Origin of the sequence: Celeribacter baekdonensis (assembly GCF_900102315.1) — a bacterium.
Taxonomy (GTDB): domain Bacteria; phylum Pseudomonadota; class Alphaproteobacteria; order Rhodobacterales; family Rhodobacteraceae; genus Celeribacter; species Celeribacter baekdonensis.
The window spans coordinates 148158-170060 of sequence record NZ_FNBL01000001.1 but is presented as its reverse complement, the minus strand read 5'-3'; the positions used below and the strand labels follow the sequence as shown (position 1 = coordinate 170060).

Below are 21903 nucleotides of genomic sequence, written 5' to 3'. Positions count from 1 at the left end.
GGCTATTTTGTTTCGATGGTTTTGTCCGTTTTTGACTGCGACAAATCCGCTCCCTCCTGTGCCGCCTTGATCGGTCTTTTTGACTGGTCAGAGTGCCATTTGGACAAAAGGGTTTGGGCCTCTCTGTGCAGGAGAGGAGGGCATTCCCATTAACATATCAGACAAAGGGGGGAGAGGACTGAAAAGACGCAATTTGACGTATATTTACGCACAATCCTGTAAAATTTTTGATAGTATCAAACCCTACCACAGAGTTTACCTAGCGTAAATGTGAGTGCGCACCAATGGTGGTTAAATGGCGGTTAAATCGGGATTTATCGACGGGTTCAAAGCGCCGGGTGCTCTTGGAGCGCCTTTGATTGCAAAATATATCACGACGATCACATTGTTCATCCTGCCGGTCGCGATTGTGAAATATGCGATCAAAGGCAATTACGGGCTGTCCGCCTATTTCGTGGCTTTGAGCGCGATTATCGCTCTTGATCTTTGGGCCCATATGAAATCCAGATCCCTGCCGATCAACGCAGTCATGGTCTTGAGCGCGGTCCATTTCGGTGACTTGATCTTGATCGCAGGCCACGGGGTTTCCGCGGCTTTTTGGGCCTTTCCCATCACCATCGCGGGGTTCTTTTTCTGTGCCCATGGGACGGCGCTGGTGTTGGGGGCTGTGGTTGTGGTGCTGGACGTCGCGGTGTCCTATTGGGCGGCACAGGATTTTTGGTTCTCGTTTCGTCTTGGCATGGCGTTGATCACCACGATCCTGTTCATGCGCTACGCATTGGTGACCATCGGTCGTCTACAGGCGCAATTAAAAGACACGCTGAATTATGACGCCTTGACCGGATGCCGCAATCGGCGCGCCTTTATGGCCCTGGAGCAAAAAGGCGGATTTGGTTCGGGCGGGGTGTTGTTGTTTGTCGATATTGATCATTTCAAAGAGATCAATGACCGCTACGGCCATTTTGCGGGCGATGACATATTGCGCAGCGTCGCGGCGCAGATGCGCGACGTTTTACATGAGGGCAGCATGTTGTTTCGCATCGGTGGCGAAGAATTTGCCATCGTGTTGCTGAACCTGCCCGAAGACATGGGGATGCGGGTGGCCGAACGCATCCGCCGGGTGATCAGCGAGGCCGCAATGCCCGCTCAGGCACGGGTCACGGTGTCGATTGGGGTCGAGCGCTACAGCGCCCATGCCGATTTGGGCGCTGCGCTGCGCCGGGCCGACGATCATCTTTACATGGCCAAACAGGCTGGACGCAATCGGGTGATGAACCCGCGCCACGTCTCGTCCACGCCGTAATCCAGCCCGCACAGCCCGGATGTTGTTGTTATTTTTTGCCTGTCTTGGTCTTGGGCGGCTCCGGCAACGCGCCATCTCTGGCGGCTTTTTCTTCTTTGGTGAGTTTCGCTCCCCAGACGTTTTTGCTCAACCCGATGTCATGCGGCATGGGTTTGGTTTTGCCAACGCTGACCTTGCCGCCCTTGGCCAAGAACTCTTGGATCAGGGCATCATCCGTGGTGGGTTTCGGGACTTTTTTCATCTTTTAAACCTTTGGTCGTGGTACGAAAAACCCCGCCACGGGGGCGGGGTTTGAAAGGGGATCAGAACGGGATTTCGTCGTCGTCCATCGCCGGACGGCCACCGCCGCCACCCGAGGACGGGCCTTGGTCATAGCCGCCAGAGGGGCCTTGATCGTAACCGCCACCTTGATCGTAACCACCAGAGCCACCGCCGTAACCACCGCCTTGGCCGCCACCGCCTTGACCGCCGCCTTCGCCACGGCCATCGAGCATGGTCAACACGCCGTCAAAGCCCTGAAGCACGATCTCGGTGGAGTATTTGTCTTGGCCGGATTGGTCCTGCCATTTGCGGGTCTGGAGTTTGCCCTCGATGTAGACTTTCGAGCCCTTGCGCAAATACTGCTCGGCAATGCGTACAAGGCCCTCTTGGAAAATTGCCACGGAATGCCATTCGGTGCGCTCTTTGCGTTCGCCCGTGGTGCGGTCTTTCCAGGTCTCGGAGGTGGCAATGCGCAGGTTGCACACTTTGCCGCCGTTTTGGAATGTCCGCACTTCGGGGTCGCGTCCAAGGTTGCCTATGAGGATGACTTTGTTCACCGAACCGGCCATGCGATCTACTCCCAGAGATGTTTTACAGAATCTTACGTTGGAGGCACCTTACACCAAACCCGGGCCGGCAAGGAAAGAGCCAAAATCCGCCTGCGGCACCGAGGCGCTTGGAAAGGCGGGGTTTTGTGCCTATATTGCGCGAGAGTGATCACAGGAATTGGAACGAGCGTGATGGGTGTGACGGGGTGTGGTCGCGGTGCGGCTCTTCGGGTTGGCCTCTTTGGGTTCCTTTGCGCGACGGGTTATGTCGGCGCAGCCGGGGCCGAAGATATTTTTTCGACCAAAAACCGTTTGGCGATTTTCGGTTCGCAACTGGACGTTTTGGATGGCCGTGCGGCGGATCAATATTCCAATTCCGTCACCTTACAGCCCGAACGGTTCGGCGGCGCCACTGTTGGCCTGCCGTTTATGGGAACCTATAAGGGCGAATGGTTGCCCGTGGCGACAAATGCCGCGCGCAAACATGGGGTGCCGACCGATTTGTTCCTGCGCCTCGTGCAACAGGAAAGTGGCTGGAACCCGCGCGCCAAAAGCCCTGTGGGCGCAACCGGATTGGCGCAATTGATGCCGGAAACGGCACGTCGGTTGGGGGTCAATATCAACGATCCGGCGCAAAATCTCGAAGGTGGCGCGCGTTACCTGCGTCAGATGTACAACCGCTTTGGCAATTGGCGCCTTGCCCTTGCGGCCTATAACGCGGGGCCTGAGGCGGTGACCAAATACAACGGCGTGCCGCCCTATAAAGAAACGATGAATTACGTTCGGGTGATTTGGGGGTCCTGACGCCAAAACGCTCCGGGGGATTTGGCATTTGACGGATGCCGCCCTGATGTCTTTTGTCGCTCCCAAAACCCGCCGCTGGGGCGTTTTCTGCGCTATGCTGAAGAAGCCACCTCATGAGCTGGCCGAGGAGTCCCACGTTGTGCCAGCGCAATTGCGGCTTTGTTCCTGTATCTTTCTACTGATCTCTATCTACTCTTTCTACGGCTCGGGGGATGTCTTTCGAGCATGAAAATGATAGGAAAAACAATGTCTTTTCATAAAAAACAGTCTGCTATTCTTGCGCTTTTTACCGCCACCTCTCTTATGGCTGCGCCGATCTGCGCAGCACCGCTCGATATTGCGGATGTGACGGTTGTGACCAATCTTGAAGCGGTTGAGGCCAATGCGCTGGACCGTTGGCCGGAAATTGCGGGTGATTTGACCATAGCGATCACCTCAGGATTGGCTGATCACCTTCAGGAGGGCGGCGACTACCATATCACCGTCGATGTGACCGAAATCTCCAATGCCGGCACCACGCTTTTGGGCAATGACGGGGCCTTCAACCAACTCAACGGCTGGGTCTATATCGACGGCCCGGACAGTGAAGAGCCGTTGAAAAAAATGTGGATTGAATTGTCCGCCGAAGAGGGGGCGACGCTCGCTCCAAGCGACATTACAATTGTGGCCCCCAAGCGCATCGCCTTTTACGACGCGCTGGTGACGGCCTTTACATATAAGGTGGTGAGCGAGGTGTCAGAGCTGCAAACCGAGTGGTTGGTGCCAGAACAGGCGGAAGAGAACACTTAACACAGTCACGACAACTCAGTTTCACCGGCGTGTTCTGCAAGCCGGTGAACTTTGGGACCTCACTTTGGCACCCCCTTGGGACTATCCGTTTTGGCGGAAGTTTCGGGGGGAATGCCCGGTGTGTTTGTGAAATGCCCGGCTGAAATAGGCCGCCGAATGAAACCCCAGTTTCTGCGCAATCGTTTTGATCGGCAGATCGGTTTCGGCCAACATCCGCCGCGCTTCGAAATGCACCCGATCGGCCAAAATCGCAGAGGCAGACCGACCGCAGGCGATGTTGCACGCCCGCGACAGATGGCCGGGTGTGACACCCAGTTCAGCGGCAAAATGCGTCACCGTGCGACCGTCATAGAGCTCGTTTTCAACCAAGGATGTATAGGCCGCCGCCAATCGGCGCGAGGCATCAGGCGTGAGGTCATATTCGGGCATGATGCTCATTTGCCGCTCCAGCCAGACGGAAATCATCCCGGCCTGAAGCGCCATGGCGCGTTCGCGACCCGGCTGAGATTGATCAATCTCGCGTTGAAGCGTCTCGATCATCCCGGTGATCTCATTTTGTTGGATCACCTCACGAAATCGCATGTGCAGCGGCTCTTGCGGCAGAACCAAAGCGGGGTCTTCGGGCAGATGCACGGCATGGCCCATCACCTGTCCGATCGGTTCAAACCCGTACATGGTGCGGGTTGGCAAAAAGATCAGATTGTGCGGACCAAAGCCGCGGGTCACGCCCGAAACGGTGATCCGGCCCTGACCGCGTGTGAACCACAACAGCGTCGGGCTGCGATGGCTGCGCATGGCTTCGGTGCGCCATTTCGCACTGGCAGACAAAGAGGCGCTGCCCCGGCCCAACGGGTGAACCCGGTAGGCGGGCGGGGTGGGAATTTCGGGGATTTTGGTCCCGGCAGATGTGCCCCTGCGGGAGGTGGAAATCGGTTTTGAATCCGTTTTCAGGGGCGCGCGCTCGGAGGGCGCAGAGGCGGTCATTTCACCCAACGGAAGGGTTTTGAAGATTTTGCGTGTCTCAGAAACGGCCATGGTGATCCGATGTGTTCGATTTGTATAACTTTTGCCACACTAAGCGCCACAATGGTGAAGTCAAAGGAAATATTAAGCTATTTCAATGAGATGTAGGTGTGTCTTGATGTTATCCTAGGGCTGGTTATGGCAGCGATATCTTGTGGAATGCGCTCATGCGCGCCCTAAACCAAGTGCGTTGACGCTTGGCATATTGCCGGGTTGCGATGGTTGCGGCCTGTTTTGCCGTCGCAAGTGTCATCTCGCCGCGCAGATATGCGATCAATTCCGGCGCGCCGATGGCCTTGGACGAAGGGGCGGCGGGGTCCCATGTGGCCAAATTGGCCCGCGCTTCCTCCAAAGCCCCCTGATCAAGCATCAATGCGAATCGCCGCGCAATCCGCTCCGCCAACCAATCGCGATCCGCGTCCAAAACGAGGGGGCAACAGGCCGAGAGCGGCAACAGCGGTGGTGGTGTGTCGGCCTGCCAATCGGCCAGCCCCCGCCCGGTGGCGCGCAACACTTCCCACGCCCGCTGTACCCGCATCGGGTTCAGCCGGTCGATTTTGGCCGCGGTGCGCGGATCTTCGGCGTCCAATTCGGCCAAAAGCCCGGCATGTCCGCCCTCATCCGCCCGCCTTTTATCAGCCTCGTCACGCAGGTCGGTGGGCGTTGCGGGGATTTCGACCAAGCCTTCTGTCAGTGCTGAAAAATAAAGCCCTGTGCCGCCAACAATGATGGGCCGCGCCGGACCGTTCAGATAGGGGGTGACATCGCGCAGCCAATGACCGACCGAATAGGCCCGATCACCGGGCACATGACCATAGAGCGCATGGGGTGCCTGTGCCATGTCCTCAGGCCCCGGTCTGGCGGTCAAAACCCGCCAGTTGTCAAACACTTGCAGCGCATCGGCATTGACGATCACGCCGCCTTGGGTGGTCGCAATCTCAAGGGCGAGCGCGGATTTCCCGGCGGCGGTCGGACCGGCGATGAGCACCGGCTGATCCGGCGATATGTCAAAGGGCAGGGTCATGAGGTTTCGGGTGACATTCTGTGCGCGGCTTGTCCAGAGGGGGAGCGGGAAAAATATCTCAGATGCTGCATTGAACCTTTGCCGGTTTTGGCTCATTTTGGCACCGATTTCAGACATGATCACAGACATAACGCCGGGGACATCAGATGAGCAACGCGGAACAGGGTCATCCTGCCACGAAATACAAACGTGTGCTGTTGAAAATTTCAGGCGAGGCGCTGATGGGCACGCAGGGCTTTGGTCTGCACCCGCCGACGGTCGAACGGATCGCCAACGAGGTGAAAACGGTGCATGATCTGGGTGTCGAGATTTGCATGGTCATCGGCGGCGGCAACATCTTTCGCGGGCTACAAGGCTCGGCGCAGGGGATGGAACGCACCACGGCCGATTACATGGGCATGCTCGCCACTGTGATGAACGCGCTCGGGATGCAGGCCGCCCTTGAGGGACTCGGCATCAACACGCGGGTGATTTCAGCCATCACCATGAACGAAGTGGCAGAGCCTTACATTCGCCGCCGCGCCGTGCGACACCTTGAGAAAGGCCGGATTTGCATTTTCGCCGCCGGCACCGGCAACCCCTATTTCACCACCGACACGGCGGCAACGCTGCGGGCCAATGAAATGAGCTGCGAGGCGATTTTCATGGGCAAGAACGGCGTCGATGGCGTTTATGACAAAGACCCCAAAACCAACCCGGATGCGAAACGCTATGATCACGTCAGCTATGACGAGGTGCTGCGCAAGAACCTTAAGGTCATGGACGCCTCCGCGATTGCCTTGGCGCGCGACAATGACCTGCCGCTGATCGTGTTCCCGCTGGATGCGCCGGGGGGCTTTCGCTCGATTTTGGCGGGCGAGGGGATTTACACCACCGTCAGCTGATGTGCACTGGCACGCAGGTCGATCAGGCGCGGCCAACCGCAGGTTTCGCCCCGCTGATGACATTTGCGTGCGGCGAGACCTATACAGCCGTCAAGTGATCCGGCTATAAGCGCTGCGACCCGCCCCGTCTCTTGGGGTGGAAGATGCGAGAAATAAGGGGAAACACCCAATGTCCGAAGATTTTATGCTCGATACAGACGATCTGTCCAAACGTATGGATGGCGCTTTGGCCAATCTGCGTACGGAATTTGCCTCTCTGCGTACAGGCCGTGCCTCTGGCTCGATGCTGGAACCGATCATGGTTGACGCCTATGGGTCGATGACCCCGATCAACCAAGTGGGGACGGTCAACGTGCCCGAACCCCGGATGGTGACGATCAACGTCTGGGACAAAGGTTTGGTCAATAAGGTCGAAAAAGCCATCCGCGAAAGCGGTCTTGGCATCAACCCGCAATTGAACGGCACGATCATCATGTTGCCGATCCCGGAATTGAACGAAGAGCGCCGCCGCGAATTGACCAAAGTGGCGGGCGGGTATGCCGAACACGCCCGCGTCGCCGTGCGCAACGTGCGCCGCGACGGCATGGAACAGATCAAACGCGCCAAAGGCGACGGCATGTCCGAGGATGACCAGAAGATTTGGGAATCCGAAGTGCAAGACCTCACCAACGCCCATATCAAACGCATCGACGAAATGCTTGAGCACAAGCAAGAAGAGATCATGCAGGTCTAAGGCGTCTTTTCTAAGACGTCTTAGCGCGCGGGGGGGATGGCGTCAGACTTTCGGCAAAACCCTGCCGCTGCGCTCAAAAATGGGCAGACTTCAAGGAGAAGCGCTCCCCTCGGGGGCGCTTTGAGTGTAAAGACGAGAGTGTGGTCGTATAGAGGACCGCCATTCAGACAGAGAGGCGCGATGCCCGAAATAAGGCCAGACCAGACGCCGGAAGGCACAGCCGAGAGCACAGAGACCTGTGCCCCTGGCGCTCAATCTGAGCCGAATGCAGAACGCGTCACCCATGTGGCCGTGATCATGGATGGCAATGGCCGTTGGGCACAGTCGCGCGGCAAACCGCGTCTTTTTGGTCATCATGCGGGTGCCAAACGGGTCAAAGAGATCGTGCGCGCCTGTCCCGATCTGGGGGTCAAATACCTGACCATCTTTGCCTTCTCGACCGAGAATTGGAAACGCACCCAGACCGAAGTTTCGGGTCTGATGTCGCTGTTTCGCCGCTATATTCAAAGCGAACTCAAAGGTTTGGTCGCCGAAGGAGTGCGTGTGCGCTTTATTGGTGATCGGCCAAGGTTGGACAACAAACTGATTGCGCTGATGGACGAACTTGAATCGGTGACCTGCGAGAACAGCAAGGTGCATCTGACCATTGCGATCAATTATGGCGGTCGTGACGAGGTGTCCCGCGCGATCAAAGAGATGGCGCGCGATGTCAAAACCGGCGTGTTGGACCCGGAAACGGTCGATGAAACCACGCTGACGCGCTATCTCGACACGCGGGTTTTGCCCGACCCTGATCTGGTGATCCGCACCTCGGGCGAGGCGCGCATTTCCAACTTTCTTTTGTGGCAATCGGCCTATTCGGAATATGAGTTTATCGACACGCTCTGGCCGGATTTCACCGCAGAGGTCTTTGCCGATTGCATGGCGCGGTTTGCGCATCGGGATCGTCGCTTTGGCGGGGTCAAATCGTGACGGACCGCCCAACAAAGTCAAAATCCCCCTTAAAATCCGGTCCTCGTTTTCTGACCAAAGGCAACTGGCGCGATTTTCGACCGCGGATCTTGTCGGCGATCGTGATGGTCGCGCTCGGTTTGGGCGCGGTGTTCTCCGGGCATGACGCGTTTCGCGCGCTGGTGGTGGTGGCGGGAGTGATCGGGGCGTGGGAATTGCTGCGCATGGCGCGCCACAAAGGCGGGCAGGGTGGCTTTGCCCCCGGCGATGTCGCAGCGCTTGCCGGCTATTTCGTCATACTGGTCTTTGGCTGTCTGGGTCTGTTGCAACTGTCCTCCCAAGGTGGGCGCACGGTGTTGCTTTACATCATCGGCTTGGTGATCGTCGCTGACAGCATGGGCTATTTGGTTGGCAAAACCTTGGGCGGGCCGAAATTCTGGCCCCGCGTCAGCCCGAAAAAAACCTGGTCCGGCATTTTAGGCGGCTGGATCGGTGTGGGTATTTTGGCGGCCTATGCGCATCAATTCATGCCCGAAGGTTTCGTGCGCTATTGGTTTTTCATCACCTCCTCGGTGATCCTGGCCTTCGCCTCACAGCTTGGCGATATTTTGGAAAGCGGGTTGAAACGCCGGATGGGGGTCAAGGACAGCTCCAACATCATCCCCGGCCATGGCGGGGTTTTGGACCGGTTTGACGCGCTTTTGGCCCTCGGTGCGCTGGCCTTCCTGCTCAACCTGCTGTTTGGATAGGTCATGCGACGTATTTCCATTTTCGGCGCAACCGGCTCCATCGGCCAGTCCACGATTGACCTGATTCGACGTGACCGCGAGGCTTATTGCGTGGTGGCCCTGACCGGCGGGCGCAATGTCGCTCTTTTGGCGCATGACGCGCGGGCGCTTGGGGCCGAGGTCGCGGTGACGGCCTATGAGGACTGTTTGCCTGCGCTGCGCGAGGCTCTGTCTGGCACTGGCATTCAGGCCACCGCGGGCGCACATGCGCTGCTTGAGGCCGCCGAGCGTGAGGTCGATTGGACCATGTCGGCAATTGTCGGTGCTGCGGGTTTGGCCCCCGGTCTTCATGCGCTGCGCCACGGCACGACCTTGGCGCTCGCCAACAAAGAAAGTCTTGTGACCGCAGGGCCTTTGTTGATGCGCTCAGCCCAAAGCCACGGCGCGCGGATTTTGCCGGTGGATTCGGAACACTCGGCGGTGTTTCAGGCGCTGGTGGGCGAGGATCAATCCGAGGTCGAGCGGGTGATCATCACCGCCTCGGGCGGGCCGTTTCGCGACTGGTCTTTGGAGCGACTGAAAACCGCGCGCTTGGCCGAGGCCTGCACACACCCGTCGTGGGATATGGGGCAAAGAATTACGATTGATTCCGCCTCGATGTTCAACAAGGCGCTGGAACTGATTGAAACGCGGGAATATTTCGGCTTTGAGCCAGAGCAAATCGAAGTGTTGGTGCATCCCGGTTCTTATGTGCACGCGCTTGTCGGGTTTCGTGACGGGGCACTGATGGCGCATCTGGGCGCGCCGGATATGCGCCACGCCATCGGTTATGCGCTGCATTGGCCCGAGCGGCGCGATTTGCCGGTGGCGCGGCTGGATTTGGCCAAAGTCGGCACACTCCATTTCGAAGCACCTGATGAGAATCGCTTTCCGGCGCTGCGCCTGGCGCGTGAGGTGATGGCGATTGGTGGACTGGCGGGGGCCGTGTTCAATGCCGCAAAAGAGGCGGCTTTGGACCTTTTTATCGCCGAAAAAATTGGATTTTTGGACATGGCACGGATTGTGGAAACGGTCCTCAACGACATGTCATCGGGTGTGAGCCTGCGGGTCAACGCCTTGAGCTTGGATAATGTGCTGGAAGCAGATAAAGAGGCGAGAGCCCGCGCTTTCTCGGTGCAAAAAACACTCTAAGGCGGAAACCGCCACAGAAATAAAGTGATCAGAGGATCGACAGCCCATGGATTTCACCGCGCTCCTGATGAGCTTTGGCAGCACCATTTATACAGTCATCGTGTTCATCATTGCCTTGTCGATCATCGTCACCGTGCATGAATACGGCCATTACATCGTCGGGCGCTGGTCGGGGATCAAGGCCGATGTGTTTTCGCTGGGCTTTGGCAAAGTGATCTGGTCGCGCACGGACAAACGCGGCACGCAATGGCAACTCGCGGCGCTGCCCTTTGGCGGTTATGTGAAATTCGCAGGTGACGCCAATGCCGCCTCCGCCCCCGACGCCCATGCGGTTGAGGGCCTGAGCCCGGATGAGGCCCGCCACACCATGCCGGGTGCGCCGCTTTGGGCGCGCACGCTGACGGTTGCGGCGGGGCCGGTGTTCAACTTTATCTTTTCGGCGCTGGTGTTTGTCGCTGTGCTGTTCACCATGGGCAAATCCGGCGATGTGTTGATCGTTGACGAGATTTCCAAAATGCCGATTGAGGTTGGCATCGAACCGGGTGATGAAATCGTGGCGATTGCCGGGACCCCCGTGCCCGAAGGCCTTGAGGGCTATAGCGACTTTATCGCCAGCCTGCCGCATGAGATGAGCTTGCCCTATACCGTGCTGCGCGATGGTGTTGAGCAAACGGTCGAGGCACCGCATCCGTTTCCGGCGCGGATTGACGAATTTAGCATGAAATCCGCCGCCAAAGATGCGGGGCTAGAAAAGGGCGATATGATCACCGCGATTGACGGGGTGGAGATCGCGACCTTTGGCGATCTTTTGGCCTATTTCAGCGGTTTTAAAGGCGGTGAAGCGACATTGACCGTGTTGCGCGATGGTCAAAGCGTCGAGGCCAAAATGACGCCGCGCGAACGCGATCTGCCGCTGCCCGAGGGCGGATTTGAGACCCGCTACATGATTGGCATCGCGGGCGGCACCTATTTCACCATCGGCTCTGTGCCAGTCTCCTTTGGCGAGGCGATCAGCGCCGGGGTGGGCCAAGTGTGGGCGGTGATTTCGCTGTCCTTGTCGGCGATTTACAATATGTCGATTGGCATGATTTCGGCCTGTAACCTGTCGGGCCCGGTGGGGATCGCACAGGTCGTGTCCTCGGCGGCCTCGGTGAGTGTGTCCTCGTTCTTTTTGACCATTGCGACCCTGTCGACGGCCATTGGCCTGATGAACCTGTTCCCGATCCCGGTGCTCGATGGCGGGCATCTGGTGTTTTACGCCTATGAGGCGGTGCGCGGCAAACCTTTGCCGGATCGGGCCGTGGGGGTGATGATGACCGTGGGTCTTGTGGTGATCCTCGGCTTTATGGTGCTTGGGCTGTCTGCGGATTTGTTCTGCGTGTGATCAAACGCCCTTTCGAGGCGTGCTTTGGCGACCGTTTTTTCACCGCCCTTGTTTTTCAAAGCATTGAGAAAACGGTCCAACTCTTGCCATATTCGAAATGTATCCCTCTGTCAGGGCGCCGATGTGGCGCGTGAAACACCCAAAAGGCCCGGCATTTGGGCCTGAGACAGAGAGGATGGGACTGAGATGACCGCAATCCGTGCAAGCTATCGCAGCCTTTCGCAATTGGCCGATCTCAATTGGGATCGTCTTTTGTACGCGGCAACGATCTCCGTGGCGCTGGTCGCCGGCGCGTTTTTTGGCCAGTTTTTCCTGTAAAACGGGCCAAAAGCGTTTGGGGCAGCCCCCGGCGCGCGTCGATATTTTTAAGGTTTGAAAGCATGGGCTGCCGCATCGCGGGGGCCCTTTTGTTTTGCGTCTTGTTGTGTGCCGTATTTGGCACCGTGTTTGGTACCGTATTTGGCGCATCGGTGCCCCGTGCAAATGCCACAGCAGGACAACGCGGCCACATGAGGCTAGGCTTTTGACAAGGGGCCGTAATCCCGGTACTCAGCTACAACGTTTTGTGGAATTTCGAGAAAGCTGTCATGGTGTCCATTATTCAAAAGTCGACCCGTCGCAAACAGCGCATTGCCGCGCGTGCCTTTGCCCTCTCTTTTGCAGCTTTTGCAGCAACATCAGTGTCTTATGCCGTATTTCCCGCAGCGGCACAGGCGCAGAGCTATCGCTTTTCCAACGTTTCGATCGAGGGCGCACAGCGGGTCTCGGCGGACACCATCCTGTCTTACGCGGGAATCGCTCGTGGTCAGAGCGTCTCAGCCGCTGAGCTGAATGACGCCTATCAAAAGGTTTTGGGCTCCGGACTGTTTGAAACCGTCGAATTTGTCCCAAGCGGATCGACTTTGGTGATCAAAGTCCGCGAATACCCGGTGGTGTCGCGCATCTCGATTGAGGGCAACCGTAAACTCTCTGATGACGCGTTGATGCCGATGTTGTCGACGCAAGTGCGCCGGGTCTATTCGCCCGCCACCGCCGAAGCCGATGCCGCCGCTTTGACCCAGGCCTATGAGGTCAAAGGTCAACTTGTCGCCACCGTGACCCCGAAAATCATTCGCCGCAATGACAACCGCGTGGATGTGGTGTTTGAGGTGACCGAGGGCAAAGGCGTTGAGATTGAACGGCTGAGCTTTATCGGCAACCGTGAATTTTCAGACTCGCGCCTGCGCCGCGTGCTGGAAACCAAACAGGCGGGGATTTTCCGCTTTATCATCGGCAAAGACACCTATGCCGAAGACCGCATTGAATTCGACAAACGGGTGTTGATGGATTTCTACACCTCGCGCGGCTATGTCGATTTTCAGGTGTTGAACGTTGCCGCCGAGTTTTCGCGCGAACGCAACGCCTATTTTCTGACCTTCAACGTGCGCGAAGGCCAGAAATACGAATTTGGCACGATCTCCACCGTATCCGGTCTTGATGAGGCGGATGCGGAAGAGTTCCAAAAAGTTGCCAATATCCGCAGCGGCCAGACCTATTCGCCCTTGGCGATTGATAATGTGATTGCCCGGATGGAAACGCTGGCGACGAAGAAAGGGATTGATTTCCTGCGAGTCGAGCCGCGCGTGACCCGCAATGATCGCGCTCAGACACTGGACATCGAATTTGCCCTTGTGCGTGGCCCGCGCGTCTTTGTCGAACGCATCGACATCGAAGGCAATGCCACCACATTGGACCGCGTTGTCCGCCATCAGTTCAAAGTGGTCGAAGGCGACCCGTTCAACCCGCGCGAAATTCGCGAAGCGGCGGACCGGATTCGTGCCCTTGGCTTTTTCTCCAATGCCGATGTGAACACCCGCGAAGGCTCCTCTGGTGAGCAGGTTGTGGTCGATGTCAATGTCACCGAAAAACCGACCGGCTCTTTCACCTTTGGGGCCAACTTCTCGGTCTCGGACGGGGCCAATCTTGTGGCCTCTTTCAGCGAGGCAAATTTCTTGGGTCGGGGGCAAAGCCTGTCCTTCAACCTGACCACGAAACTTGACGATGGTAATCTGTCCTTCAACTTTTTCGAACCTGCATTCCTCGGGCGTGATGTCGGTTTTGGGTTTGGTGCCGGGATCAGCAGCTCGCAACCGGGCTATGCCGATCATGACGTGCGCCGGGCGTATCTTTCGCCGCGCCTGTCCTTCCCGATCTCGCAAAACGGTGTTTTGACGCTGAATTACCGTAGCGAATGGAGCGAAGTCCGCGAAGTTGACAGCAATTACGCCGATCTGCCGTCTCAGATCCAAGCCGACATTGACGCAGGCGGGCTGATAACCCATTCGCTGGGCTACAGCTATAGCTATGACACCCGCCGCACCGGGCTTAACCCGAATGCGGGCTTGTTGTTTAAATTTGGTCAGGATTATGCCGGTGTGATCGGTGGTGACGTTGATTTCACCCGCACCTCGGCGGAACTGACCGGCGAAATGAAAGTCCTGAACGAAGAGGTGACCCTGCGCGCCACCGTTGAGGGCGGGATCATTGAAAGCGACGATGGCACGCGCGTGTCCAACCGCTATTTCAACAGCCCGTCGATCATTCGTGGCTTTGAGACGGGCGGCATCGGCCCGCGTTCAACCACAAATGATCTGGCTTTGGGCGGCAATTATTACGCTGTGGCGCGCCTTGAGGCGGATTTCCCGTTGGGCTTGCCAGAAGAATACGGCCTCTCAGGTGGCGTATTCTTTGACTATGGCTCCGTCTGGGGGCTTGACGACACAACGGCCATCATTGCGGGGAGTGATGATCCGAACTGGCGCTCAGTGATTGGTGCGTCGATCTTCTGGACCACACCTTTGGGGCCGCTGCGGTTCAACTTTACCAAGGCGTTGGATAAGGAAGACTATGACAAAGAGCAGAGCTTCGACCTGACCATCTCCACGAGCTTCTGATGTCGGGTTTGCGGCTGTGGTCTTTGGCAATGCTGGGGGCAGGGCTGTCCGCCCTGACGGGCGCGCCTGCGGCTTTGGCCCAAGAGGCCCCGAACCGTGCAACACCACAGGCTCAGTCTGAGCAGACCCGGGCCGAGCAGACTCAGTCCCAGCAGTCTCAGGCCGAGCAGAGCTTTCCGATTTTGGCCTTTGATCGGGCCCGGATCATAGCGCAGAGTGAGATGGGCGTGGCGCTTGAAGCCGAAATCGAGGCGGAACGCGCTGCTCTTTTGGCGGAGAACGATCAAATCTACGCCGATCTGGAAGCCGAAGAGCAGGAAATCTCCGACCAACGCAAGATGATGAGCGAAGAGGCCTTTCGCACCCGCGCTGCCGAGTTTGACGCCAAAGTCACCGAGGTGCGCGCGCAACAGGACGAAAAGGCGCAAGCGGTGCAACGCCTCTATGACAGCGCGTTGGAAGAGATGGAGACCGAGATGAACACGGTCTTGACCCGTGTCGCGCGCGATCTTGGGGCGGTGGTGGTGTTTGAACGGCAACAGGTGTATCTGATGTCCGGTTCGATTGATGTCACAAAAGTTGTCATTGATCGGCTGGATGCGATTCAAGCCCAGCGTGACGCCGCCACTGCCGCAGAGTCCAAAGAGCCGACCGCCGCGCCCGCCGAAGACGCTGAAACGCAAGACACCCAACCCAAAACTGCAGACTAAGCCGGGGGCGTCCACACCGCTTGTCACCACGGGGCGCTGTTGGTAGAAAACGGGACGAATTTTATGCCAGACTGGCACATGGGACCGATCTGGCCCGTATGCTTGGACCCGGCGTCGCGTGACACAGATAAAGATAAGATCAAAGGCCGAGGGAAGAGATATGACGGACCACCTGAAAACCGCCGATATTGATTTGATTCAACGGATTTTGCCGCATCGCTATCCGTTTTTGTTGGTGGATCGGGTGATTGACATCGACACCAGCACCGGCTGCACCGGCATCAAAAACGTCACCTTCAATGAGCCGCATTTTACCGGGCATTTTCCGGGGATGCCGGTGATGCCCGGCGTGATGATCGTCGAGGCGATGGCGCAAACGGCGGCTGTTTTGGTCGGGGTGCATATGGATTTGGCCGATAAGGTGTTTAACGTGTTTTTCATGAACATCGACGGCTGCAAATTCCGCCGCAAAGTGGTGCCGGGTGATCAGCTCAAGATGCATGTCACGGTCAAACGCGGTGGTGGCAAAGTGTGGAAATTCGATGGCCGCGCCGAAGTCGACGGCGAGGTGGCCTGTGAGGCCTCATTTACCGCGATGATGGATCTGTCTGCGTCCAACACCTGATCAGGAGCGATCTATGAGCCTCATCGACCCAAGCGCCAAAATTCATCCCTCTTCTGTGATTGAAGAGGGGGCCGTGATTGGTGCGGGCTGTGACATTGGCCCGTTCTGTATGATCGGGCCTAAGGTGCGGCTGGGCGCAGGGGTTGTGATCAAATCCCATGTGGTGATCGAGGGCATGACCGAGATCGGCGACGAGACCACGGTGTTTCAATTCGCCTCGATCGGGGCGATTCCACAAGATTTGAAATTCAAAGGCGAAGAGACCCGCCTTGTGATCGGCAAACGCAACCGCATCCGCGAATATGTGACGATGAACCTTGGCACCGAGGGCGGTGGCGGGGTGACGCGCGTGGGCGACGATGGCCTGTTCATGGCCTGCGCCCATGTCGCCCATGACGTCCAGATCGGGGATCGGGTGATTTTGGTCAATTCGGTCGCCGTGGCCGGGCATTGTGTGATCGAAGACGATGTGATCGTCGGCGGCCTGTCGGGCATTCACCAATGGGTGCGGATCGGGCAGGGGGCCATCATTGGCGCGCTGTCCATGGTCACCGCCGACGTTTTGCCCCACGCTTTGGTCCAAGGTCCGCGCGCGGAACTTGACGGGCTCAACCTTGTGGGTCTCAAACGCAAAGGCGTGTCCCGCGATGACATCAACCAGTTGCGCGCCGCGTTTCAGATGCTCAAACAGGGCGAAGGCGCGTTCAAAGACCGTGCCCAGCGACTGTCCGAAGATTTCGACAGCGATTATGTTGCCCGCATGGTGGCCTTTGTCATGGGTGACAGCGACCGCGGATTTTTGACGCCGAAATGAGGGTGTGCCGATGACCCCGCCGGAAAGGCACACAGATAGGCGTCCGGTCAAACGCACCGCCATCATCGCCGGATCGGGCAGCTTGCCCGCCACGCTGGCGAATGCGTTGGTCCATCCGGTCTATGTCACCTTCTCCGATATTCCAGTGCCCGAAGGTGCGGAACATGTGACGGCGCGGGTCGAAAAACTCGGCAAACTGTTCAAGGAACTGAAAGCGCGCGATGTTGTGGCGGTGAGTTTTGCCGGTGCGATGGCGCGGCCCAAAATCAATCCGGTGCTGATGGATCGCCACGCGGTCAAACTCGCCATGTCTTTGGGCAAGGGCGATGACGGGCTGTTGCGCGAGGTGATCGCTGTGTTTGAATCCCAAGGCTTCATGATCCGCTCCGCCACCGAGATTTGCCCGGATTTGGTGTTGGAAAAAGGCACGCTTTGGGGGCGGAAACCGACCGCGCAGGACGAGGCGGATGCGGCACGGGCAAAGGCGGTTTTGGACGCGTTGTCACCCTTGGATGTCGGCCAAGGCGCGGTCTGCGCCGGGGGCCAGATGTTGGGCATCGAGACGGTGCAGGGCACGGATGCGATGTTGGCCTATGTCGCTCAAACCCCCAATCCCCTACGCCGCGCGCCGGGGGTGTTTGTCAAAGGCCCGAAACGCGGCCAGGACCTGCGCATTGACATGCCCACCATCGGCCCCGACACGATCACGGCGGCGCGTACTGCGGGCATCGGCGGGATTGTCATTCCGGCCGGGCAGGTGATTGTTTTGGAGGCCGATGCGGTCAAAGCACGGATTGCGGAGGCGGGCATGTTCTTGAAAGCGTTATGAGCCTGAAAGTCTTTGTCATCGCCGGCGAGGCCTCGGGCGACAAATTGGGCGCGTCTTGTATGGATGCGCTGAAAACGCTCTGTGATGTGGAATTTCGCGGTGTCGGTGGCGCGATGATGGTGGAGGCGGGGCTGGTCAGCCAATTCCCGATGTCCGAGCTTTCCTTGATGGGGATCATGGAAATTCTGCCGAAATATTTCCACCTCAAACGCCGCATTCGCGAGGTGGCCGAGGCCATTTTAGACTGGCAACCCGATGTGGTTTTGACCATTGATAGCCCGGATTTTTGTCTGCGTGTGGCCGATATCGTCAAAGCCCGCTCTGACATTCGCATCTGTCATTACGTTGCGCCCACTGTCTGGGCGTGGCGGCCCGAACGGGCGGCGAAAATGGCGGCACGGGTGGATCAGGTCCTGGCGCTGTTCCCGTTTGAACCGCCGTATTTCACCCGCGTTGGCTTGCGCTGTGATTTCGTTGGCCACCCGGTTGTGACCGATGAAATCGCCACCGAGGCGGAGGTGACGGCCTTTCGTGAGACCAACCAGATCGACGATGCGCCCTTGATCCTGGTCCTGCCGGGATCGCGCAAAGGCGAGGTCACACGGTTGGCGCAAATTTTTGGCGCGGCTTTGGATGTGTTCGCCCAAACCCATCCCACCGCGCGGGTCGTTTTGCCAATGGCGCAGGGCGTCGAGGATCTGGTGCGCGAGATGACATCGCACTGGGCGGTGGCTCCGATCCTGATCGAGGCCTCCGACCGCGCCGGAAAACGCGCCGCCTTCAAAGCCGCCGATATGGCGCTGGCGGCCTCTGGCACGGTGTCCTTGGAGTTGGCGGCAAACGACACCCCAATGGTTATCGCCTATAAGATGAATTGGCTGACGCAAAAGATCGTCGAGCGCAAATTGTTGATCGACACGGTGACTTTGGTCAATCTTGTGTCTGAAACCCGTGTCGTGCCGGAGTTTTTGGCGCAGAACTGTGTGCCTGAAAAAATCGCCCCGGCTCTAAGTGTGATCCTTCTGCACCCAGAGGCGCAAAGTGATGCGCTTTCAGTGACGATGGACCGGCTTGGTCGCGGCGGCGACGCCCCCGGCCTGCGTGCGGCACGGGCGATTTTGGACGGCATCGCAGGTTAGCTCTAGATCAACGACAGATCCCCCTCCCTGCGCTACACTCTGTTCACAGGAGGTCCAATATGATCCGTTTTCTTGCTCTTATGATGCTGATGGCCCAGCCGCTTTACGCCGATTCGGTGGGCGATGCCGATCAAGGTGCCATGGTCTACGCCCAATCCTGTGCGCGCTGTCATCGCGATGTGGCCCTGCTTGATCTGACGCAGGTGACGCCAGAGGATTTGACGCTGTTCTTGACCAGTCACCGCACAAGGTCCGACCAGGATCGCGCCGATTTGGTGGCCTACCTTTTGCCTACGCCGATCATGCCGGACCTCACTGAATAGTGCGGCGCAGCTCAGCCTCACGCGCGCGGGTCAGCTCAATCCGGCACGACCGGATTGCGATCCCCGTACCTGATCCGCCGCCATAGGTGCTGCCGACAAAGTCACACTGCGCGGCACGGTAGGATTCCCACGCCGCTTGTGCCGCATTTAAAGCGGGCAGGGCAACAGGCCGCTCTGTGGCGCGCCCGGTGATCTCGTCCAACTCTGTCGCTGAGGCGCGGGCAAAGCCGAGGATGGTCTGCATCGACTGCTCCGCCGCCTGATCTTGCCGCGCCACACACTCCGCGATCTCAACCTGAGAGCCGCCGCCACATTCGCCCGCCGGGTCCGCCAGCGCCGCCGTGGGCAGAGCCGCCATCACGGCCAGCACCAGCCCTCTCATCTCAATAGCCCCGCCAAATCCAGCCGCCGCCAAAGATGCGCGCACTGTCCGTGTCGTAGAACACACAGGCCTGACCGGGGGACACGCCTTCTTCGGCGACAAACAATTCGACCTCGGCTTCGGTGTCGGAAATCGGTCGGATGATCGCGTCACGCGGCGGTCGGGTCGAGCGCACGCGCACCGCGACATGCCACTCCGGGCGCGAGGTAAACGGTTCATCGCCCAGCCAATTGATCTCGCGCACGGGAATTTTGCGCGTGGCGAGCATGTCTTTTGGTCCGACGACGACCTGTTTTTTATCGACATCGAGTTTGACCACATAAAGCGGATCGGCCAAACCGCCGATGCCCAGCCCGCGCCGTTGCCCGATGGTATAATGAATCACCCCATTATGGCTGCCCAAAACATTGCCCTCGGGATCGACGATGTCGCCGGGATCGGCGGCACCTGGGCGCAGCTTTTCGATCACCTGCGCGTAATTGCCGTTTGGCACGAAACAAATATCTTGGCTGTCGGGCTTGTCCGCCACGCTCAACCCGTATTTCGCCGCCAATGCGCGGGTCGCGTCCTTTGAGGGCAAATGACCCAGCGGGAAGCGCAGGTAGTCGAGTTGCTCGGGCTTGGTCGAGAACAGAAAATAGCTCTGATCGCGATTGGCATCCGCCGCCGAATGCAGTTCCGGGCCGTTTGCGCCCATCACACGTTGGATATAATGACCCGTTGCCATGCAATCCGCATCCAAATCCTTGGCGGTTTCCAACAGGTCTTTGAACTTCACCCGCTCGTTGCACCGGATGCAGGGCACAGGCGTTGCCCCCGCCAGATAGCTGTCGGCAAATTCATCAATCACCGCGTCTTTGAACACGTTCTCATAATCGAGCACATAATGGGGAAATCCCATCTCTTCGGCCACACGCCGCGCGTCATGAATGTCACGCCCCGCGCAACACGCGCCTTTCTTGGCCAAAGCGGCACCATGATCATAAAGCTGAAGCGTGACACCGATGACATCATAGCCCTCTTCGGCCAGTTGTGCGGCCACCACAGAGCTATCGACACCGCCCGACATCGCCACAACGACGCGGGTGTCACGGGGGGCTTTGGCAAAGCCTAAAGAGTTCAGCGGGAGAGCGCCGTCATGAGACATGAACAAATCCTTTCGGGAATAGGAACATAATATAGGAAAATACGACCTATTCTCAAGGGGCGGTTTCACCCCCCATTAAGGGAGTTGTTGCAAAAGAGGGGTGCAATTTAACGAAGGGTGAGCCCATGTATCTGAAAAAAGTCGATGGACCGCGCGCGGTGACCCTGCCGGATGGGTCGATTATGACCCGTGCTGACCTGCCTCCGGCGGAAACGCGTCGCTGGGTGGCTTCACGCAAAGCCTCTGTTGTCAAAGGGGTTGTCTTTGGATTGATTCCTCAAACCGAGGCGCTGAAACTCTATGGATTGTCCGAAGAAGAGTTCAATTCCTGGAAAAATGCCATTTCTGAGTATGGGGAAGCGGCGTTAAAGGCCACTGCGGTGCAAAAATATAGACAACCTTGAGTTGAAAATGCGAAAAGGTTAAAACTGGTAACGTGTAGTTAACCATTTTTGACCATCTTCCTTAGGAGCGAACGCAACAAGAACGCTTATTAGAAGATAGCAACGGAGATTTAGGGTATGCGGATTTTGCTGGTTGAAGACGACCCCACCACCTCGAAAAGCATCGAACTGATGTTGTCGCATGCGAATCTAAACGTCTACACGACTGATTTGGGTGAAGAGGGCATCGATCTGGCCAAACTTTATGATTACGATTTGATCCTTCTGGATCTCGGCCTGCCGGATATGAACGGCCATGACGTGCTGCGTCAATTGCGCTTGGCCCGTGTTGATACGCCGATCTTGATCCTCTCTGGCGCCGATGACACCGAAAACAAGATCAAAGGATTCGGATTTGGGGCTGACGATTACCTCACCAAACCGTTCCATCGCGAAGAATTGGTCGCCCGAATTCACGCGATCATCCGCCGCTCCAAAGGCCATTCCCAATCCATCATTCGCACCGGCAAGATCGAGGTCAATCTTGATGCCAAAACCGTGTCTGTCGGCGGTAAACCCGTGCATCTGACCGGCAAAGAGTATCAAATGCTCGAATTGCTGTCGCTGCGCAAAGGCACCACGCTCACCAAGGAAATGTTCCTCAACCACCTTTACGGCGGTATGGATGAGCCTGAACTCAAAATCATTGACGTCTTTATCTGTAAATTGCGCAAGAAATTGGCCAATGCCACCGATGGCGACAATTACATCGAAACCGTGTGGGGCCGTGGCTATGTGTTGCGCGATCCGGAACCCTCTGCGGGTGGTATGGATGAACAAATGGCCATGGGCGCCTAGCCCCCGACCTGTTCTCAGCTCAGGCCTCTCTTTGATGACGGGTCCTGTCTGAATGTAATGAGTGGCTTTGGTGTTTTCTCTCTCTTCGTGGATCTATCAGACTGGACCTCCCCGCGCACCTCTCCTAAACCATAGGG

Annotated in this window: 25 protein-coding genes; 19 read left to right on the top strand and 6 right to left on the bottom strand. The window is 57.7% G+C overall.

What is annotated here, in order from left to right; translation table 11 throughout:
- The first annotated feature begins 295 nt into the window (after positions 1-295).
- A complete protein-coding gene (locus BLT54_RS00815) occupies positions 296-1303 on the top strand; it encodes a GGDEF domain-containing protein (RefSeq protein WP_074640135.1) in 1008 nt (335 codons plus the stop codon).
- Between the two features lie 28 nt (positions 1304-1331).
- On the opposite strand, the gene BLT54_RS00810 is transcribed toward BLT54_RS00815, so the two are convergent.
- Both BLT54_RS00810 and ssb read right to left on the bottom strand, forming a co-directional pair.
- Positions 1332-1544, bottom strand: a complete 213-nt coding sequence (locus tag BLT54_RS00810; protein ID WP_074640133.1) for a hypothetical protein — start codon at positions 1542-1544, stop codon at positions 1332-1334.
- A 61-nt stretch (positions 1545-1605) separates the two neighbouring features.
- Positions 1606-2133 (bottom strand): single-stranded DNA-binding protein, encoded by a 528-nt coding sequence (gene ssb / locus BLT54_RS00805; RefSeq protein ID WP_074640130.1) that lies wholly within the window; start codon positions 2131-2133, stop codon positions 1606-1608.
- Positions 2134-2304: 171 nt separating this feature from the next.
- Here ssb and BLT54_RS00800 point away from each other — a divergent pair, with 171 nt between their 5' ends.
- A complete protein-coding gene (locus BLT54_RS00800) occupies positions 2305-2916 on the top strand; it encodes a lytic transglycosylase domain-containing protein (RefSeq protein ID WP_074640128.1) in 612 nt (203 codons plus the stop codon).
- A gap of 246 nt (positions 2917-3162) precedes the next feature.
- On the top strand, positions 3163-3705 hold the full coding sequence (locus tag BLT54_RS00795) for a hypothetical protein (protein WP_074640126.1): 543 nt from the start codon (positions 3163-3165) through the stop codon (positions 3703-3705).
- Positions 3706-3786: 81 nt separating this feature from the next.
- Here the strand turns inward: BLT54_RS00795 and BLT54_RS00790 are convergent, their stop codons facing one another.
- Together BLT54_RS00790 and miaA are read right to left on the bottom strand one after the other, a co-directional pair.
- Complete coding sequence (locus BLT54_RS00790) at positions 3787-4740, bottom strand: AraC family transcriptional regulator (protein ID WP_083351628.1); 954 nt, start codon at positions 4738-4740, stop codon at positions 3787-3789.
- A 124-nt stretch (positions 4741-4864) separates the two neighbouring features.
- The gene (miaA, locus tag BLT54_RS00785) at positions 4865-5752 is read right to left on the bottom strand and encodes a tRNA (adenosine(37)-N6)-dimethylallyltransferase MiaA (protein ID WP_074641352.1); all 888 of its coding nucleotides are present in this window, start codon (positions 5750-5752) and stop codon (positions 4865-4867) included.
- Positions 5753-5898: 146 nt separating this feature from the next.
- Between miaA and pyrH the strand changes: the two genes are divergently transcribed.
- The 14 genes from pyrH (at position 5899) to BLT54_RS00720 (ending at position 18996) form a co-directional block, all read left to right on the top strand.
- Positions 5899-6636: a UMP kinase gene (pyrH, locus tag BLT54_RS00780; protein ID WP_009571875.1), complete on the top strand. Its 738-nt coding sequence runs from the start codon at positions 5899-5901 to the stop codon at positions 6634-6636.
- 169 nt (positions 6637-6805) lie between these two features.
- Positions 6806-7369, top strand: coding sequence for a ribosome recycling factor (gene frr, locus BLT54_RS00775; protein ID WP_009571876.1), 564 nt, complete (start codon positions 6806-6808; stop codon positions 7367-7369).
- 180 nt (positions 7370-7549) lie between these two features.
- On the top strand, positions 7550-8341 hold the full coding sequence (locus tag BLT54_RS00770; protein WP_176832797.1) for an undecaprenyl pyrophosphate synthase: 792 nt from the start codon (positions 7550-7552) through the stop codon (positions 8339-8341).
- 104 nt (positions 8342-8445) lie between these two features.
- The gene (locus BLT54_RS00765) at positions 8446-9069 is read left to right on the top strand and encodes a phosphatidate cytidylyltransferase (protein WP_143026703.1); all 624 of its coding nucleotides are present in this window, start codon (positions 8446-8448) and stop codon (positions 9067-9069) included.
- A gap of 3 nt (positions 9070-9072) precedes the next feature.
- On the top strand, positions 9073-10239 hold the full coding sequence (gene dxr, locus BLT54_RS00760) for a 1-deoxy-D-xylulose-5-phosphate reductoisomerase (RefSeq protein ID WP_074640124.1): 1167 nt from the start codon (positions 9073-9075) through the stop codon (positions 10237-10239).
- 46 nt (positions 10240-10285) lie between these two features.
- Positions 10286-11623, top strand: coding sequence for an RIP metalloprotease RseP (gene rseP, locus BLT54_RS00755; protein WP_074640122.1), 1338 nt, complete (start codon positions 10286-10288; stop codon positions 11621-11623).
- Between the two features lie 186 nt (positions 11624-11809).
- Positions 11810-11941, top strand: a complete 132-nt coding sequence (locus tag BLT54_RS23005) for a hypothetical protein (RefSeq protein ID WP_281241848.1) — start codon at positions 11810-11812, stop codon at positions 11939-11941.
- A gap of 269 nt (positions 11942-12210) precedes the next feature.
- Complete coding sequence (gene bamA / locus BLT54_RS00750; RefSeq protein WP_074640119.1) at positions 12211-14556, top strand: outer membrane protein assembly factor BamA; 2346 nt, start codon at positions 12211-12213, stop codon at positions 14554-14556.
- Positions 14556-15266, top strand: coding sequence for an OmpH/Skp family outer membrane protein (locus tag BLT54_RS00745; protein WP_074640117.1), 711 nt, complete (start codon positions 14556-14558; stop codon positions 15264-15266). The genes bamA and BLT54_RS00745 overlap by 1 nt, the downstream gene beginning before the upstream one ends.
- Before the next feature lie 160 nt (positions 15267-15426).
- A complete protein-coding gene (fabZ, locus tag BLT54_RS00740; RefSeq protein WP_009571883.1) occupies positions 15427-15891 on the top strand; it encodes a 3-hydroxyacyl-ACP dehydratase FabZ in 465 nt (154 codons plus the stop codon).
- Between the two features lie 13 nt (positions 15892-15904).
- Positions 15905-16705, top strand: a complete 801-nt coding sequence (gene lpxA, locus BLT54_RS00735) for an acyl-ACP--UDP-N-acetylglucosamine O-acyltransferase (protein ID WP_074640114.1) — start codon at positions 15905-15907, stop codon at positions 16703-16705.
- Positions 16706-16715: 10 nt separating this feature from the next.
- Positions 16716-17534, top strand: a complete 819-nt coding sequence (locus BLT54_RS00730) for an LpxI family protein (protein ID WP_074640111.1) — start codon at positions 16716-16718, stop codon at positions 17532-17534.
- Positions 17531-18673, top strand: a complete 1143-nt coding sequence (gene lpxB, locus BLT54_RS00725) for a lipid-A-disaccharide synthase (RefSeq protein ID WP_074640108.1) — start codon at positions 17531-17533, stop codon at positions 18671-18673. The genes BLT54_RS00730 and lpxB overlap by 4 nt, the downstream gene beginning before the upstream one ends.
- Before the next feature lie 59 nt (positions 18674-18732).
- Entirely contained in the window at positions 18733-18996 is a 264-nt protein-coding gene (locus BLT54_RS00720; RefSeq protein ID WP_074640106.1) for a c-type cytochrome, read from the top strand.
- Here the strand turns inward: BLT54_RS00720 and BLT54_RS00715 are convergent.
- Both BLT54_RS00715 and mnmA read right to left on the bottom strand, forming a co-directional pair.
- Complete coding sequence (locus tag BLT54_RS00715) at positions 18986-19378, bottom strand: lysozyme inhibitor LprI family protein (protein ID WP_074640103.1); 393 nt, start codon at positions 19376-19378, stop codon at positions 18986-18988. The genes BLT54_RS00720 and BLT54_RS00715 overlap by 11 nt on opposite strands.
- Before the next feature lies 1 nt (position 19379).
- Entirely contained in the window at positions 19380-20525 is a 1146-nt protein-coding gene (gene mnmA / locus BLT54_RS00710; RefSeq protein ID WP_074640101.1) for a tRNA 2-thiouridine(34) synthase MnmA, read from the bottom strand.
- Positions 20526-20650: 125 nt separating this feature from the next.
- Here mnmA and sciP point away from each other — a divergent pair, with 125 nt between their 5' ends.
- A complete protein-coding gene (sciP, locus tag BLT54_RS00705; RefSeq protein ID WP_009571890.1) occupies positions 20651-20929 on the top strand; it encodes a CtrA inhibitor SciP in 279 nt (92 codons plus the stop codon).
- A 117-nt stretch (positions 20930-21046) separates the two neighbouring features.
- A complete protein-coding gene (ctrA, locus tag BLT54_RS00700) occupies positions 21047-21766 on the top strand; it encodes a response regulator transcription factor CtrA (RefSeq protein ID WP_074640099.1) in 720 nt (239 codons plus the stop codon).
- Positions 21767-21903: the final 137 nt, after the last annotated feature.

Coding starts and splice junctions, on each gene's coding strand:
- BLT54_RS00815 (WP_074640135.1), top strand. CDS start 296: ATGGCGGTTAAATCGGGATTTATCGACGGGTTCAAAGCGCCGGGTGCT.
- BLT54_RS00810 (WP_074640133.1), bottom strand. CDS start 1,544: ATGAAAAAAGTCCCGAAACCCACCACGGATGATGCCCTGATCCAAGAG.
- ssb (WP_074640130.1), bottom strand. CDS start 2,133: ATGGCCGGTTCGGTGAACAAAGTCATCCTCATAGGCAACCTTGGACGC.
- BLT54_RS00800 (WP_074640128.1), top strand. CDS start 2,305: ATGGGTGTGACGGGGTGTGGTCGCGGTGCGGCTCTTCGGGTTGGCCTC.
- BLT54_RS00795 (WP_074640126.1), top strand. CDS start 3,163: ATGTCTTTTCATAAAAAACAGTCTGCTATTCTTGCGCTTTTTACCGCC.
- BLT54_RS00790 (WP_083351628.1), bottom strand. CDS start 4,740: ATGGCCGTTTCTGAGACACGCAAAATCTTCAAAACCCTTCCGTTGGGT.
- miaA (WP_074641352.1), bottom strand. CDS start 5,752: ATGACCCTGCCCTTTGACATATCGCCGGATCAGCCGGTGCTCATCGCC.
- pyrH (WP_009571875.1), top strand. CDS start 5,899: ATGAGCAACGCGGAACAGGGTCATCCTGCCACGAAATACAAACGTGTG.
- frr (WP_009571876.1), top strand. CDS start 6,806: ATGTCCGAAGATTTTATGCTCGATACAGACGATCTGTCCAAACGTATG.
- BLT54_RS00770 (WP_176832797.1), top strand. CDS start 7,550: ATGCCCGAAATAAGGCCAGACCAGACGCCGGAAGGCACAGCCGAGAGC.
- BLT54_RS00765 (WP_143026703.1), top strand. CDS start 8,446: ATGGTCGCGCTCGGTTTGGGCGCGGTGTTCTCCGGGCATGACGCGTTT.
- dxr (WP_074640124.1), top strand. CDS start 9,073: ATGCGACGTATTTCCATTTTCGGCGCAACCGGCTCCATCGGCCAGTCC.
- rseP (WP_074640122.1), top strand. CDS start 10,286: ATGGATTTCACCGCGCTCCTGATGAGCTTTGGCAGCACCATTTATACA.
- BLT54_RS23005 (WP_281241848.1), top strand. CDS start 11,810: ATGACCGCAATCCGTGCAAGCTATCGCAGCCTTTCGCAATTGGCCGAT.
- bamA (WP_074640119.1), top strand. CDS start 12,211: ATGGTGTCCATTATTCAAAAGTCGACCCGTCGCAAACAGCGCATTGCC.
- BLT54_RS00745 (WP_074640117.1), top strand. CDS start 14,556: ATGTCGGGTTTGCGGCTGTGGTCTTTGGCAATGCTGGGGGCAGGGCTG.
- fabZ (WP_009571883.1), top strand. CDS start 15,427: ATGACGGACCACCTGAAAACCGCCGATATTGATTTGATTCAACGGATT.
- lpxA (WP_074640114.1), top strand. CDS start 15,905: ATGAGCCTCATCGACCCAAGCGCCAAAATTCATCCCTCTTCTGTGATT.
- BLT54_RS00730 (WP_074640111.1), top strand. CDS start 16,716: ATGACCCCGCCGGAAAGGCACACAGATAGGCGTCCGGTCAAACGCACC.
- lpxB (WP_074640108.1), top strand. CDS start 17,531: ATGAGCCTGAAAGTCTTTGTCATCGCCGGCGAGGCCTCGGGCGACAAA.
- BLT54_RS00720 (WP_074640106.1), top strand. CDS start 18,733: ATGATCCGTTTTCTTGCTCTTATGATGCTGATGGCCCAGCCGCTTTAC.
- BLT54_RS00715 (WP_074640103.1), bottom strand. CDS start 19,378: ATGAGAGGGCTGGTGCTGGCCGTGATGGCGGCTCTGCCCACGGCGGCG.
- mnmA (WP_074640101.1), bottom strand. CDS start 20,525: ATGTCTCATGACGGCGCTCTCCCGCTGAACTCTTTAGGCTTTGCCAAA.
- sciP (WP_009571890.1), top strand. CDS start 20,651: ATGTATCTGAAAAAAGTCGATGGACCGCGCGCGGTGACCCTGCCGGAT.
- ctrA (WP_074640099.1), top strand. CDS start 21,047: ATGCGGATTTTGCTGGTTGAAGACGACCCCACCACCTCGAAAAGCATC.